16 protein-coding genes and 1 tRNA gene are annotated in these 14,315 nt (G+C 31.2%); 15 read left to right on the top strand and 2 right to left on the bottom strand.

Annotated elements, in window-relative coordinates; genetic code table 11:
- Positions 1–2: 2 nt before the first annotated feature.
- The 10 genes from EF513_RS06485 (at position 3) to EF513_RS06440 (ending at position 8,448) form a co-directional block, all read left to right on the top strand.
- A complete protein-coding gene (locus EF513_RS06485; protein WP_125216586.1) occupies positions 3–1,067 on the top strand; it encodes a divergent polysaccharide deacetylase family protein in 1,065 nt (354 codons plus the stop codon).
- Between the two features lie 4 nt (positions 1,068–1,071).
- Complete coding sequence (locus EF513_RS06480; protein WP_125216585.1) at positions 1,072–1,587, top strand: RNA pyrophosphohydrolase; 516 nt, start codon at positions 1,072–1,074, stop codon at positions 1,585–1,587.
- A gap of 53 nt (positions 1,588–1,640) precedes the next feature.
- Positions 1,641–1,859 carry a hypothetical protein gene (locus EF513_RS06475; RefSeq protein WP_125216584.1) on the top strand — a complete coding sequence of 73 codons (219 nt, stop codon included), beginning with the start codon at positions 1,641–1,643 and terminating at the stop codon, positions 1,857–1,859.
- Positions 1,860–1,921: 62 nt separating this feature from the next.
- On the top strand, positions 1,922–2,368 hold the full coding sequence (secB, locus tag EF513_RS06470; protein WP_125216583.1) for a protein-export chaperone SecB: 447 nt from the start codon (positions 1,922–1,924) through the stop codon (positions 2,366–2,368).
- A 235-nt stretch (positions 2,369–2,603) separates the two neighbouring features.
- A complete protein-coding gene (locus EF513_RS06465; protein WP_125216582.1) occupies positions 2,604–3,536 on the top strand; it encodes a class I fructose-bisphosphate aldolase in 933 nt (310 codons plus the stop codon).
- A 4-nt stretch (positions 3,537–3,540) separates the two neighbouring features.
- The gene (locus EF513_RS06460; protein ID WP_125216581.1) at positions 3,541–4,155 is read left to right on the top strand and encodes a hypothetical protein; all 615 of its coding nucleotides are present in this window, start codon (positions 3,541–3,543) and stop codon (positions 4,153–4,155) included.
- Between the two features lie 4 nt (positions 4,156–4,159).
- Positions 4,160–4,723, top strand: coding sequence for an elongation factor P (efp, locus tag EF513_RS06455; protein ID WP_125216580.1), 564 nt, complete (start codon positions 4,160–4,162; stop codon positions 4,721–4,723).
- 2 nt (positions 4,724–4,725) lie between these two features.
- Positions 4,726–5,463, top strand: a complete 738-nt coding sequence (locus EF513_RS06450) for an inositol monophosphatase family protein (protein ID WP_125216579.1) — start codon at positions 4,726–4,728, stop codon at positions 5,461–5,463.
- Between the two features lie 108 nt (positions 5,464–5,571).
- Entirely contained in the window at positions 5,572–5,961 is a 390-nt protein-coding gene (locus EF513_RS06445) for a hypothetical protein (protein ID WP_125216578.1), read from the top strand.
- Between the two features lie 558 nt (positions 5,962–6,519).
- Positions 6,520–8,448 carry a cytochrome c biogenesis protein CcdA gene (locus tag EF513_RS06440; protein WP_125216577.1) on the top strand — a complete coding sequence of 643 codons (1,929 nt, stop codon included), beginning with the start codon at positions 6,520–6,522 and terminating at the stop codon, positions 8,446–8,448.
- Between the two features lie 116 nt (positions 8,449–8,564).
- Here EF513_RS06440 and EF513_RS06435 read toward each other — a convergent pair whose 3' ends face one another.
- Complete coding sequence (locus EF513_RS06435) at positions 8,565–9,410, bottom strand: hypothetical protein (protein WP_125216576.1); 846 nt, start codon at positions 9,408–9,410, stop codon at positions 8,565–8,567.
- Positions 9,411–9,608: 198 nt separating this feature from the next.
- On the opposite strand from EF513_RS06435, the gene EF513_RS06430 reads away from it, so the two are divergent.
- The 5 genes from EF513_RS06430 to EF513_RS06410 all read left to right on the top strand — a co-directional run bounded on the left by EF513_RS06430 (position 9,609) and on the right by EF513_RS06410 (position 12,707).
- A complete protein-coding gene (locus EF513_RS06430) occupies positions 9,609–10,985 on the top strand; it encodes a GntP family permease (RefSeq protein ID WP_125216575.1) in 1,377 nt (458 codons plus the stop codon).
- A 106-nt stretch (positions 10,986–11,091) separates the two neighbouring features.
- The gene (locus EF513_RS06425) at positions 11,092–11,304 is read left to right on the top strand and encodes a 50S ribosomal protein L31 (protein WP_125216574.1); all 213 of its coding nucleotides are present in this window, start codon (positions 11,092–11,094) and stop codon (positions 11,302–11,304) included.
- 13 nt (positions 11,305–11,317) lie between these two features.
- A tRNA-Phe gene (locus EF513_RS06420) sits at positions 11,318–11,393 on the top strand.
- An 8-nt stretch (positions 11,394–11,401) separates the two neighbouring features.
- Positions 11,402–12,331 (top strand): DMT family transporter, encoded by a 930-nt coding sequence (locus EF513_RS06415; RefSeq protein WP_125216573.1) that lies wholly within the window; start codon positions 11,402–11,404, stop codon positions 12,329–12,331.
- Positions 12,300–12,707: a flagellar FliJ family protein gene (locus tag EF513_RS06410; protein WP_125216572.1), complete on the top strand. Its 408-nt coding sequence runs from the start codon at positions 12,300–12,302 to the stop codon at positions 12,705–12,707. Before EF513_RS06415 ends, EF513_RS06410 begins: the two co-directional genes overlap by 32 nt.
- 804 nt (positions 12,708–13,511) lie before the next feature.
- Here EF513_RS06410 and EF513_RS06405 read toward each other — a convergent pair.
- Entirely contained in the window at positions 13,512–14,315 is an 804-nt protein-coding gene (locus tag EF513_RS06405; RefSeq protein WP_125216571.1) for a DsbA family protein, read from the bottom strand.

Genomic DNA, 14,315 nt, shown 5'->3' with positions numbered 1-14,315 from the left:
CAATGAAAGAATTTTGGATTCACTCCACCATTACCCGTAAGATGGGGATTATAATTAGCTTATTAATATTATTACTAAATATAGCGATAGTATTTGGATATTTCTATATACAAAAGCCTTATGTAATTCAAAAAGCCTTTCGTAATAACAACAAAGTAGCGTTAGTTTATACTGGCGATCAATTTGTTATAGATAATAAAGCATATAAAGTACCTGTTTTTAGTTTAAATCTTAATAAGCTTAAACTTCATAAAGACAGTATTAAGCTTGCTCCCGAAACCAACCAAAATATCAAACAACCCTTGGATGGCCAACCGGTCAACCCACCAGCTAATGATAAAAAAGATGTAACTTATGGTGCGGTAACTAATAACAACAATATTAGCAGCAAACCAGCTCAAAAGCAGCCTTCAAAAATTGCAGTTATCATTATTAATACAGGGTTATCACGCCTAACTAGTAATGAGGCTTCTAATTTGCCTGAAAAAATTGCTATTGGTATTTCTTCTTATGCTAACAATCTCGCAGAGTGGGAAGGGTTATTTGTTTCAAAGGGTCATGAAGTATATGCGCATTTACCACTTGAAAGCCTTGATTCAACAATGGATAATGGCTATTTAGCTTTATTATCCTACACCTCTCTTGAAGATAATTTAAAGAATTTGAGTACTAACTTAGAACAGTTTCAAAAAGTTAAAGGCATATATGTTTTTGGCGAAGAAAGTTTTACCGCCAGCAAGCAGGCGGCTGAAGTTTTATTAAAGCTTCTTTCGAAAAATTTACAAATTTTATATTTAAATCCAGAACTACCTTCTTATACCAAACACCTTTTTCAATCCCAAAATATAAAATATTTATCTGCAAATATTTTAGCAGATGAAGTGTTAGGTGAGATACCAATTGGCGAAAAACTAAAAGAAGCCGTAACTCTTGCTAAAAAAAATGGCAAAGCACTTATTGTCTTAAGACCATATCCAATAAGCATTACAACTTTAAGAAAGTGGCTTGATGATTTATTAAATGATGATAGTGTAATTTTAAGTAAAATATCCGAATTAGAGAACTAGCATAATGAATTTAAATGAAGCATTATATTTAACTTTACCTTATCGACCAGGGGTTGGAGCTATGGTTCTCAACCATGAAAATAAAGTCTTTGTTGGCAAGAGAATTGACAATAAAAGTGATGCCTGGCAAATGCCACAAGGGGGCATAGATGAAAATGAATCTCCTGATATGGCGGTATTTAGAGAACTTGAGGAGGAAACCGGACTTGTAAATAATAATTTAAAACTTATTAGCCGAAGCAGGCTATGGTTTTATTATGACATACCAGATAATTTAATTCCAAAACTATGGGAAGGTAGATATCGTGGGCAAAAGCAACAATGGTTCTTATTTAAATTTTATGGAAAAGATTCAGAAATAAATATTAACACTGAACATCCTGAGTTTAACGAATGGCAATGGGTAAAAATAGAAGACCTACCAGAACTTATTGTGCCTTTTAAGAAAAAACTATATACTGAAATTATTGATGAATTTAAATATTATGTAGACCAACTACGGCTAACAAAACATTGTTAATCGTCCAACATGATAATAATTAATATATAGAGGAACTTTGAGGAGTACAACAGATGGAAAATAACAACTCTTATCAAGAATTATTAGCCAAAATTGATACAATTCAGCATGAGCTCATGAAGCTAAATGAAAATATTAACTACCTAAACGCCAAAGGCAAGAGCAATAACAAAACAAACATGGTTGAATGCCTAGCTAGATATTTAACTATAATCATTACCATCATATGTATTTTTTTATGGCTTAGCTGGCAAACGATTTTTACAAGTTAATACCTCAGCCAAATTAATATTTATACACATAATTTAAAAAATAATTTAACAAGGAAAATATCATGACTGAGAATCATCAATATAATATTGAAATAAACGCTCAATATATAAAAGATATGTCTTTTGAGAGCCCTGCATCACCTTTTAGTTTATTGCAAAGCGAAGCTCCTCAAATAAATTTAGATGTTAATTTAGATATCCAAAGATTAGATCAAAAAAATTTTGAAGTTATTTTAAAGATTGAAGCTACCGCCAAATCACCAGAAAATGATCAAGTAATTTTTATTGTTACACTTGATTATGCAGGGGTATTTGACATGAATGAAATTCCTGAAGAATATTATGAAAACCTCTTGGTGGTTTATTGTCCCACCCTACTCTTTCCATATTCTAGATCAATAATGTCTAATATAGTACGTGATGGTGGGTTTCCTCCATTAATGCTAAAGCCTATTGATTTTTCTGCTCTTTATAAAAAAGACCAAGCTGATAGCAGTCAGGTACAATAATATAGCTATTATACATAAAGTTATTTATATTTAGTGCTATTGAAATTAATAAATTTACATAGCACTAAATTTTTATATAACACATTGAGCTTAAACAATTTAAAATTTTATATTTAGTTTATTATAAATTTGGGAATGCTCTAGGTTTTACAATTTCTAATTAATCCTGATAAACTAGTTGCCAATTTTAGCATATTGTTTAATTTCATTACCAATAACTTAAAATTATTACATCATGCGTATTACCAAAAAAGTTAAGCAAATTCTTGACTATTATGAATCTGATAATCCTGGCACTTTAGCTAATTTATGTCGTATTTTAATGCATGGCAAACTAGGAGGTACAGGGAAATTAATAATCTTACCAGTAGACCAAGGCTTCGAACATGGTCCTGACCGCAGCTTTGCAATCAATGCACAGGCTTATGATCCACATTATCATTACAAACTTGCCATTGATGCAGGCTTAAGTGCTTATGCAGCACCTTTAGGTATGATTGAAGCAGGAGCGAAAACTTTTGCAGGACAAATTCCTTTAATCCTTAAAGTGAATAGCTCCAATTCATTAATGCGTAAAGAGGCAGTTCCTGATCAAGCTATCACTTCAAGCCCTAAAGATGCTGTAAGGTTAGGATGCTCAGCCATTGGCTTTACTATTTATCCAGGTTCGGATGCTTCATTAGATATGATTAGTACTATTCGTGAAATGGCAGAAGAAGCTAAATCTTATGGACTTGCTGTGATAATCTGGTCTTATGCACGCGGTGGGGACTTAACTAAGGATGATGAAACAGCCATAGATGTAATCAGCTATGCTGCCCACATTGCAGCCTTAGCAGGAGCCCATATTATTAAAGTTAAACCTCCCACTGCACATATAACGCAAGCTGAAGCCAAAAAAGTTTTTGAAGAAATCCACGATATTAATATCTCCAGCTTATCTCAACGTATTGCTCATGTAAAACGAGCATGCTTTAATGGTAGGAGGATTGTAGTATTTTCCGGTGGCGCAAGTAAAACCATGGCTGATGTTTATAATGAAGCCCGTGCGATTAATGAAGGGGATGGTAACGGTTCTATTATTGGTCGAAATGCATTCCAACGTCCTAGAGAAGAAGCTTTAAAAATGTTTACCGACCTTACCAATATTTATCTAGGTAAAATGTAACATAATGGAGCAATTATATCCTAAATTAATTTATACTATTAATACTGAAAAACAATTACTCTCCCCTAAAGATTTCAAAGAGACTGAAATTGAAGTAATATGGAATTTAAGTAATAATCCAACAATAGAATTTTTAAATTTTGCTAATCAAAATAATTTATTTCCTATCTGTACAATTGTTAACAATATTAACTCTAAAGCTAGCATAGGAATTTATTTAGATGAGCCCAATGAAAAAACTTTGCTACAAAAAATTGAAGAATTAAAACGAAAGAATAAAGAAACTATTGTAATTTGTGATTGTAAAAATTCGTATGATTTAGCAATGTTAGCCGGAGATGCCGGAGCTGATGTAATAGCTTTTAAATACCAAGATAATTTAGAAGAATTATTAAGTTTATTAGAGACTTGGAACAATTTAACTGTTATCCAATCTTTACTTCTAGCCGATCATATGAACGAAGAAGAATTAAATAAATGTTTAGCAAGCGGAATTGATTTTATAGCTTTTCCACAAACATTTAATATAAATAGTAATAATCGAGTTGAAAAAATTCAAAAAATAAATAATTTATTAAAAAAATATCCATTCCAAGCAACCAATTTTAACGAAGAGTAACTTTATGGAATTAGCAAGCAGCATTAAAGCTGGCAACGTACTACTCATTAATGGCAAATTATATGTCGTAACTAAAAACCCAGATCATACCCAACCAGGTAAAGGCGGTGCTTATGTACAGGTTGAAATGAAAGAAATCAAAACTGGCACCAAAATTAGAGAAAGGTGGAGTGTTTCTGATAAGGTTGAAAGAGTAAGATTAGAACAAATGCAAATGCAATATCTTTACAAAGAAGATGATAAGCTAGTTATTATGAATCCTGAAACCTTTGATCAATTTAATATGGATTCTACCCTTTTAGGTGAACAATTAGCATTCCTTGAAGATGGAATGATGCTAACTATAGAAATGCATGAAAATGATCCTATTACTGCTTTAGTTCCTGCTACCTTAATATGCGAAATTGCTGAATGTGAACCAGTTATTAAAGGGCAAACTGCAGCTTCTTCTTATAAACCAGCTCTGCTTACCAATGGCCTTAGAATTATGGTACCACCATTTATTGAAATAGGTAATAAAGTGGTAGTGAGAACTGAGGACGTAAGTTATGTTGAGAGAGCAAAATAGCTATGAAATTTGCAAATGAAGCTATTATTAATGTTATAAGCAACGCTAGTCGTAAAGCTAATCGCTTTACAATTCGTGATTTTTTAGAAATGGAACATTTACAGCAATCTAAAAGTGGTACTAAAAACTTTGCTGCTAAGTGCGAAGATCGTATAAGTAAAATATTAATTGAAGAATTACATAAAGGCAGAAAAGATGCAGCAATTTTAGCTGCAGATGAATCTGTATTAATACCTGGTGATGACAATATAAGATTTATTATTCATCCTCTCGATGGATACGCCAATTTTGAACATGGAATTCCACTCTTTACTACCACTATAATAATGCAAAAACTTAGCTTACAGGATCAGTTTGAAACAATTTGCATATTAGTTGATTGCCCGGTTTTAAAAGAAAATTATATATGTGAAAAAGGTGGTGGTGCATGGCGAGAAATTTATACTGATGCTTTAAACAACTCAGGAAGATTACGGGTTTCTACACGTAGTGATAGTAACGATTTAATGATTTCAGGTACTGAACCACTCTCTTCTACCTTTAAATATCGTAATTTAGGTGCTGTGTCATTAAACGTCGCTTATTTTGCAAGCGGCAAGTTTGATGCTTTTGCAACTCCAAATCAGAGAACATGTGATCAGTTTAAATTGTTTGCTATTGAATCCGGCGGTAATGTAACATCCCATGGTGAGCATTATATTTTTCATAACATTAATTGCTTAAATACTATTACTAAATAAATTTTTTAGGTTTTTGGTTTGATTAAAAAACTACTTATATCAACTAATTAAGTTTGTCATAAGTAAACACAATTCTGTATATAATTTTATTTTTATTAAGAGTTATTAATGCAATACCATTTTGATGTTTCATTTGCTAATAATATTGAAAATAATGATTTTTCAGCTTTGGTAAAAGGCTATAATAATAATAAAATTATTTATACTGAAGAAATAAAAAACCAAAAACCTATCAGCTTTAATAGTACCGGCCAAGAAAGTGAAGAATTTAAACCTCTTCAATATCTTCAGGAAAATAATTTAAATACGGTGCAATACCTTATCAAGGAAAACTATTTTTGTACTTTAAAGTTTTATGATCCAAACCCTATTTACAAACAAGAGTTGGCTCAGCTAGAGCAAGATTATTTAATAAATGAAATTTTAACTCATCTAACTCCTACCGCTTGGGTTGGCACAACTGTTTATTATCATGCTGATTTTGATTATATAATATAGTAACGTGGCAATAATAACCAAGGCAGGCATTACCAGGATTAAATCATCGAATACACAATATCACTGATTATAAAATGCTCTAAGGTAGTAAAATAACTGATCGAATTATACAACTCCATTAGAATGGCAAGCTAGATGATCAGCCTGCAGATTCCATTTAATCAGGCGATGAAATGGAAGATTTGAATCCTGAGCAGTTTAATTGAAAATCTACTTATCTTAAATTTCAGTTTATTGATCAATGTGGCAGTTAGGACAGCTATGAGTTACATGATTATAACCCAATTTATCGCCAAGAATTCTCTAATGAACCTGATCATAATCTTAAGTATATTAAAGGTCTGTTTCATTACTGATCATGTTGCCGCCATCAAGAATTGATTTATAAAAGCTATATAGATACACTTAATGGCCAGGATTATATTCACTAAAACAGGTATGCTTTCTTTTACAATTCAGTGCCAGCATAATAGCTAGCAGCTTACTTGATTAAAGACATGACAATTTCATTTTACTTAGCAATAATTGAGCTAATAATAAATTCTATCAAAATATTTTATGATTCTTAGGATTGTCACCAGCTTTTTTGTTTGGTTATTACTGGTAAATATATCTTATGCAGAGTCTATCTCTTACAAAGCTTCAATTGAGGTTTTAAGTAGCCCTAATAATTCACAAGCTATTATTCATTTCAAATTAAATGATGGCTATAAAATTTATTATAAATCTTCTGGTTTTTTTGGTACCCCTCCTCTTGTATTGCAAGATAGCAAGGCTTTAGATTTGCAATATTCTATTCCTCGAAGAAACATAATTAATGGCTATGATAGTTTTATATATAATGATAAAGCGTATTTTTTAATTAAGGAGCTCGATCCTCTTAAAGCACTAAACATTGAATATGCTATATGTAATAAAAATTGCTTGTATGAGCAGCAAACCATTAAGCCAAAAATCATTAATTCTAGCGAGTATAACTTACAGTTAAATAATATTAAGCCATTATTAGTTAAAGATACTGCTACTCAAATTAGTCTCACAATTTATTCTCAATTTAATAAAATTTTATTTGAGCTAGAGAACTATAATGCTGTTAATGATCTGATAATTGAATCAAATAAATATATAAGTAGCAAGCTTAAAATAACCCCTAGTAAAATCACAGGAGAGATCTTGTTTAGTGGAGATCTTGATCAAACTATACAAAATTTAATTAAAGAAAGCCCTCCTATTACCTTATTATATAATAATCAAGCTGAGCAATTTAAGCCCATTTATACCATTAAGCTTCAATCGCCTTCTAATAATATATTTTATATATTATTTTTAAGTTTTATTGGAGGAATCATTCTTAATCTAATGCCTTGTATATTACCGGTTATATTACTCAAATGTAGCCATTTAAGTAATTCTCGCAATTTTAAATCCAGCTTATTTTACTCATTTGGCATAATAAGTTCTATGCTTGCTATTGCATTATTACAAATATTTCTAAGGCTACACCAACAAGAGTTTTTATTTGGTATGCAGCTTCAAAATCCATTGTTTGTAATGTTCATAATAATGATCTTAGTTATTTCTCTTCTAATTATGAAAGGAAAAATGTTTGCCCATCTACCAAGCTTTATAAACAATTTATTAAATAAACTTAAATCACGTGAATTGCAGAATTTTTTTGAAGGTTTTGTCTTAACTTTAATTGCCATTCCTTGTTCAGCTCCGTTTATTGGAGCTTCATTAGGCTATAGCTTAACTAGCAGCTATCTAGAAAGCGTAAGTATTTTTCTAGCCTTAGGTTTAGGATTTAGCACCCCTATTTTACTTTTAAACTTTTATTACCCAACATCAAAAATTAAAACCAACCAACTATTTAAATTAGGTAATTTATTTCAAAAATTATCCTTTCTAGCATTAATAATCACAACCCTATGGCTTAGCTATATTTATTATACTCAAGTAGCTGAAATAGCATTTGTTTGTTCAATGTTAATATTAGCTTTGTTTATTATATGCACGCTATCCAGGATTAAAAAATTATTAAAGCAATTTTTTCAGTTAACGCTCCTTCTAACTCTTATACTAATTCCCCAAATAAATTTAAAAACTCAACGCTTTAATGAGCCTCAATCAAATATAATAGAATTTAATACTAATGAGCTTAGATCATTGCTTAATAATGACAGTCTTGTCTTAGTAGAAATTACCGCCTCATGGTGCTTAACTTGTAAAGTCAATAGGCTAACTGTGTTAGACAGCAAGCAAATGCACAACTATTTCAAAGAAAACAATATTTTAATTATGCAGGGAGATTTAAGTATAAAAAATGAGAAAATTATTCGGTTTATCAATCATTACAATCGAGCTGCCTTACCTTTTTATGCACTGTTTTATAAGGATATAGAAAAGCCTATTATTTTAAGTGAAATTTTAAGCGAACAAGAAATTAAAACAAAATTACAACAAATTAAACAGCTAAAGAAAAATTGATAGGTACACACTATTATTATAATTCTTTTTGACAGTTTAATTTTATTAAAAAATTGTACAATCTAGAAACGATAAATAACGCAAAAAATTTGCGTTATTTTATCACAATAATTAAACTACCTTTGCTGCTTAGGTGATTGCTGCCTTATAATATTTTGAAAAGCTTCTCTAAATGGTTTGGACTTTTTACATTTTCCGCGCTCAATTTCCGCTTTAGTTGTAACCTCAGCTACAGCCTCACAAACAGCTTTACCTTCTAAAGTTAAGCTAGCATATCTTTCCTTAGCATCATCTCTTACTACAAAGTGAGATTTATTTTTTGCGCCTTTCCTCTGCAGCCTACCATCAGCATCAATTTTAAATAACCTAGTCTTTTTAATTAGTTCTAATAGTTGCTTTTCACCGTGGAAGACTTTTACCCCTTTAGCAATTCTGACTAGTTGGTTGGTAGCCTCTTGTTCATAATTCCAGCTTAAAGTAGTTTTCAAATCTTCTATCCTACGCTTAATCATCTCCTTGCTTTCATATGGTGAGTTTTTAATAGCTACCGCTGTATCATAAACTGTAACATCAAATTCTTTCCTACTTGTAACCATATAATAAAGCTTTTTTATAGCTCGTCTCGCAATATTAACGATGCCTTGGAAAGTCAGCTCGATTGGATGTTCTTTTGCATATATATCGCTCTTTAATTTTTGTTTAGGTTTAACTGGCTTTTTCATTTCCTCTCTTAGTTCTTGCCCTTTAAAACCTCGCCATATCAGAACTCCTCCTGTTAATACTATTCCCAAGGCAGTTAAATAAGGATGACGTAAGAAAATAACTCGATAGGCTCGATAGATAGTATTTGAACTGTTTTTTATAAGGTTATTAACTAAACCTTTAGTAGTAGCTGCAAAAGATCTAATATTATCGGCTATATAATTAACATAAACTGAATTAGTATTTAATGTTCGTACCATTTTTTCTCACAAATCAGAATTAAACTAATAGTTGCGCGCAATTAAATACATAATTAACAAAGTTAGATTAGGCAACAATGATAAAAATTTATTTTTTTTAACGTTGCAAAAAAATTTTGCGACTTTTTAAAAATCTATTTGAATAACCTTTTTTTAACCATTACATTTATAACAAATTAATTATTACTTGAGAAAACCATGGAAATATTACCTATTTTAATTTCACTCATTTTATTAATGTATCTCGCTTATCGTGGGTGGTCAGTTATCGTAGTTTCTCCCTTAATTTCAGTATTGGCTGTAATACTTTCAGGAGACCAACCAATACTGGCAAGCTATACTCAAATATTTATGAAAGCGTTAGGAGGTTTTATTACAAATTTCTTTCCTGTTTTTGTGCTTGGTTCTATCTTTGGAATTTTAATGGATAAAAGTGGATTTGCAGCTTGTATAGCCGGAAGCGTATTAAAAGCATTTAAAGGTAGGTTTGTTATTATGGCGATAGTACTTGCCTGTAGCATTTTAACCTACGGAGGCGTTTCATTATTTGTGGTGGCTTTTTCTGTTTATCCTATTGCTAATAATATGTTTCATAACAGCAACTTACCGAAACGTCTAATTCCAGCGTGTATAGCATTAGGTTCTTTTACCTTTACCATGATTGCCTTGCCTGGAACTCCCTCAATTCAAAATGCAATTCCTATGCCTTATTTTGGTACAGATATTTATGCAGCTCCTTTACTAGGCATTATTTCATCCTTACTCATGTGTAGCCTAGGAGTAGGCTGGATTAACTACCGGGTTAAGCTTGCACAGCAAAAAGGCGAAGGTTATGGATTACATCAATATATATCAGATATGAATGAAAAAACTAAACAACCTAACTTTATATTATCAATCAGTCCTATAATTTTAATGCTAGCTAGCAACTTTGCTTTTAACGAATTTATAATTCCAAGCTTGGACACTGCCTACCTTGCTCAAGAAAAATTTGGTAAAATTAAAATTGATGCAGTTAAAGGAATTTGGTCAATTGTAGCAGCTATGTCTATCACCTGTTTTTACACCCTAATAATTGTACGTAAAAAACTGATCTCTATATCAGAAAATATTAAACAAGCCGTAAGTAATTCATTTTTACCGATTTTTAATACCGCTTCAGAGGTAGGGTATGGCGCAGTTATTTCATCTTTGTCTGGTTTTGCAATTATCAAAAGCATGCTTGCAATGCTCTCCGCCAGCCCATTAGCCAAAATTGCTATCTCGGTCAATATTTTAGCAGGTATTACTGGTTCCTCTTCTGGCGGCTTAAGTATAGCTTTACAAACATTAGGAGACAGCTTTGCCGAAATGTCCACAACCTATAAAATAAATCCTGAAATACTTCATCGCTTAAGCACTATTGCCTCTAGTGGTTTAGATACACTTCCTCATTGCGGCGCGGTAATAACCTTGCTTGCCATATGCGGTCTAAAGCACAAGGAATCTTACTTTGATATCTTTATGGTAAGTGTAGTATTTACCGTTCTTACTTGTGCTCTTATCGTAATTTATGGGAGCACAATTGGGTTTTAATTACTTTTCAAATAAATTTTGCTACAATATGAAGATTACTGTTGCCAAGCAACAAAGTTTTATGTATAAAACTAAACTTTAGATAAACCAATAAAGTTTGAAAAAAATGGCACAACATCCAGATACCAGACTTGTAAAATTCATTTTTCCTGATGGTAGTTATATTGAATCATATTCAACTTATAACAAAGCAGAATTTTTTGCAGAAAAATCAATAGCTAAGCATCCTGCATGGAATCCAGATGCACGTATAGAAGCAAGCTCTGCTGATGCAAACATTCAAGAATTCAATAAAAAATTTGGTGACCTTTTTAGTTAACTTTAACAAATAAGGCCAGATAGCTCAGTTGGTAGAGCAAAGGACTGAAAATCCTTGTGTCCCCAGTTCGATTCTGGGTCTGGCCACCATTGAAGTAATGAACAAACCTACCAAGCGTATCTATAATCGTGATCAAACTATAGGGATAATTTTTGTAATATTATCCCTAATTTTTTATGCGTTCTCTGATGCATTAATAAAATACTTCTTCAAAAATTATCAATTTGGAATAGCCCAAGTTACTTTTTTAAGATCACTGGGTAGAATTGTTCCATTAATAGCATTTAGCCTTATAGCATATACAAAAACCTTTTCAAATCCCCTTAAAACTAATAAAATTCTTTATCATTTGGCTAACTCTATAATCGGCTGCGGTAGAACTTTTGCTTATATTTATGCATTTAGTGTCATGCCACTAGCTGAAAGTTCATCACTTAGCTACACATCCGCTATATTCTTCGCTATACTTGCAACTATTTTTCTTAATGAAAAGTTAAAACGCTATCATCTATGGGCTGTAATACTTGCAACTATTGGCATTATAATTGCTCTAAGACCAGGCATAGATAACATGTTAAGGTTTGGTGCAGTTATAGTTCTACTTGGATCGCTTCTTGCCGCAATTAGCAAGATTCTTATTAAAAAGCTAACCGTTAAAGATGACCCCTTAGCAATTATTTTTTATCCTAATATCTTATTACTTATAGTCACTGCACCATTTTTAATAAACAACTGGGTTCCGCTAGATAAGTCCTCTGCCTTATTGTTTGTACTGGTTGGTTTTCTGGCGGCAATAGGACAATATTTTTATGCAATGGCACTCAAATATGCCAGCGCTTTAACTATAGCCCCTTATGATTATAGTTATCTAATTTGGATTCTTCTAACCGACTTTTTATTTAATAGTAACTTCCCGGATTTAACCAGTATAATTGGTGGACTATTCGTGGTAATTAGTAATATACTTATACTTGCGATTGAACTTAAAAGGCAACATGCAAATAAAAAAACTAGAATTATTACTTAAGCTTTACAAAGAAGAATTAGAACAAATATTAATAGAACTTAAAATACAGCAAGATCTTTTTGATAAGTATAAAATAGAATTAAATCATCTCACCGAAGATAAATATAATGAATCTCAAAATCTAAATAATAATTATCTTTTAAATAAAGCTTATAGCCATTATCTTATCAAAATTAATAAAGATATTGAAAATAAGCAACACGCCATGAATGCCTGCCAAAACAGGATTGAGAAAGTCCAAAATACCATCCAAGAAAAATTTGCCTCTATTAAACAAATAGAACTCTTAATAGCTAAACATAAACAAAAATTGCTGGAAAAGCTTAATAAAAATGAACAAGCTACGTTGGATGAAATTGCTAGTAATAATTACTAGTAATTATATTCTGTAATATTATTTTGTGGCTGGCGCCTGACTTTAAATAAGTTAGGAGATTATAATTACTAAAGCATGGTTAAGCTTTAAGAAAAAAATATCTTGTTCTTGCTGTAGTGACTTTAGCTAGAAACCACAACAATACTAATTAGATATTTACCCTAATTCAACGGTTAGATATTTCTTATAAATTGCAAAAGAAGATTACCCTCAAATAGCCAAATAGTAGCAAACAATTTTATGAAAATATTACACTTGTGATAAAAGTTATTTCAAAAGTATTAGTAAAGATAAGCACAAGTGTAACATAGATGTAGAGATGTAGCTGGAGATTAGGGTATTTGGATACTAAAATAGGGTGGCAAAAATTTATATACAAATAATTGTTGATAGTAAATCTACAACCTTACACTAATACAGTAAAACCTGATAACATAAATTTGCTGGTTGCTAACTTTTGATATCTCTAAATTACAACATTATGCGAGTAATCATTCAGAACTTTTTGATCTTATTTTACTAATGGTATAAAGACAACCTTCCAGAATCAAACTAGACGCCTCTATATATAGAGGAAATATAATGATACCCTACAAACAGCTTTAATTTATTCTTGAAACGTGAGACCTAGTGGCATTTTATTTGGTTATCCAAAAAAGCACTGCTTAAGAAGCTTAACAATTCCTTAAAGAATTTTATTAGGGACTAAGCCTTATTTTTTATATTACAATATTTAAAGCCTCCAATATTTAATATTGGAGGCTTTAAATCAACTAGCAGCTAAATCTTTTCCAAAAATAAAATTTACTTTAATTCACTTTTGATTGCATCATAGCTAAGGGGATTATGATAAACATGATCATTAACCACAATAAAAGGAGTTCCCATTACTTGCACTTTTTTAGCTATTTCTTGGTTAAGATTAACATAATTTTGTGCTTCACTAGAAGTTAAATACTCTTCAAGCTGTTGTTTATCAACTCCGAAATTTACCGCCAAAGCTTTAATATTATCTGCTGATTTATCAGCTTGCTCAAACAACTCATAATAAAATTTAGCATAGTTTTCCGGTTTATATTTTTTCACTCCACCTGCAATTTTTGCTAGCTGAATGGAATTAGGACCAAGTATTGGCAAATCTCTAAAGATTATTAATACATTTTTGTGATTTTCCGCTACCTTTTTAATCATATCAGCAGCACTTTTGCAATAACCACAATTATAATCATAGAAATGAACAATTATGTGTTTAGGATTATTTACTTGCCCTTGAACTGCTCCTGTAGCTTTATTTTGCAATGCAGGAAGATTTTGTTTAATCAAAGATGAAACTTGTTGAGCTCTTTCTTCAAATTTTTTCTTTTGCATAGCTTCAACTGAACTAATAATCTCTTCAGGATGATCACGAATAAAATCTTCAACCACCTCTTTAGCTACAACTCGTGCTAATTCTTTGATTTTTTCTTCATTTAAATCATGGCTTATTTGGGCATTATCTTGCCTTTTGAATTGAGGAAAATAATCTATTATAAAATATCCCACCCCAACTACAGTAACAGTGACAAGTAAAAAGTTTTTTAGTGAGCTTTTAGTAGTTCTACGAGACAT

The organism is Rickettsiales endosymbiont of Stachyamoeba lipophora (genome assembly GCF_003932735.1).
Taxonomy (GTDB): domain Bacteria; phylum Pseudomonadota; class Alphaproteobacteria; order Rickettsiales; family 33-17; genus RICK01.
This window is presented reverse-complemented; position numbering and strand designations above follow the sequence as displayed.

Bases quoted from the DNA above. Each gene is read 5' to 3' on its own strand.
- EF513_RS06425 (WP_125216574.1), top strand. From the start codon at position 11,092: ATGGCACAACATCCAGATACCAGACTTGTAAAATTCATTTTTCCTGAT.
- secB (WP_125216583.1), top strand. From the start codon at position 1,922: ATGACTGAGAATCATCAATATAATATTGAAATAAACGCTCAATATATA.
- EF513_RS06410 (WP_125216572.1), top strand. From the start codon at position 12,300: ATGCAAATAAAAAAACTAGAATTATTACTTAAGCTTTACAAAGAAGAA.
- EF513_RS06435 (WP_125216576.1), bottom strand. From the start codon at position 9,410: ATGGTACGAACATTAAATACTAATTCAGTTTATGTTAATTATATAGCC.
- EF513_RS06450 (WP_125216579.1), top strand. From the start codon at position 4,726: ATGAAATTTGCAAATGAAGCTATTATTAATGTTATAAGCAACGCTAGT.
- EF513_RS06415 (WP_125216573.1), top strand. From the start codon at position 11,402: ATGAACAAACCTACCAAGCGTATCTATAATCGTGATCAAACTATAGGG.
- EF513_RS06445 (WP_125216578.1), top strand. From the start codon at position 5,572: ATGCAATACCATTTTGATGTTTCATTTGCTAATAATATTGAAAATAAT.
- EF513_RS06405 (WP_125216571.1), bottom strand. From the start codon at position 14,315: ATGTCTCGTAGAACTACTAAAAGCTCACTAAAAAACTTTTTACTTGTC.
- EF513_RS06440 (WP_125216577.1), top strand. From the start codon at position 6,520: ATGATTCTTAGGATTGTCACCAGCTTTTTTGTTTGGTTATTACTGGTA.
- EF513_RS06465 (WP_125216582.1), top strand. From the start codon at position 2,604: ATGCGTATTACCAAAAAAGTTAAGCAAATTCTTGACTATTATGAATCT.
- EF513_RS06460 (WP_125216581.1), top strand. From the start codon at position 3,541: ATGGAGCAATTATATCCTAAATTAATTTATACTATTAATACTGAAAAA.
- EF513_RS06485 (WP_125216586.1), top strand. From the start codon at position 3: ATGAAAGAATTTTGGATTCACTCCACCATTACCCGTAAGATGGGGATT.
- EF513_RS06475 (WP_125216584.1), top strand. From the start codon at position 1,641: ATGGAAAATAACAACTCTTATCAAGAATTATTAGCCAAAATTGATACA.
- efp (WP_125216580.1), top strand. From the start codon at position 4,160: ATGGAATTAGCAAGCAGCATTAAAGCTGGCAACGTACTACTCATTAAT.
- EF513_RS06430 (WP_125216575.1), top strand. From the start codon at position 9,609: ATGGAAATATTACCTATTTTAATTTCACTCATTTTATTAATGTATCTC.
- EF513_RS06480 (WP_125216585.1), top strand. From the start codon at position 1,072: ATGAATTTAAATGAAGCATTATATTTAACTTTACCTTATCGACCAGGG.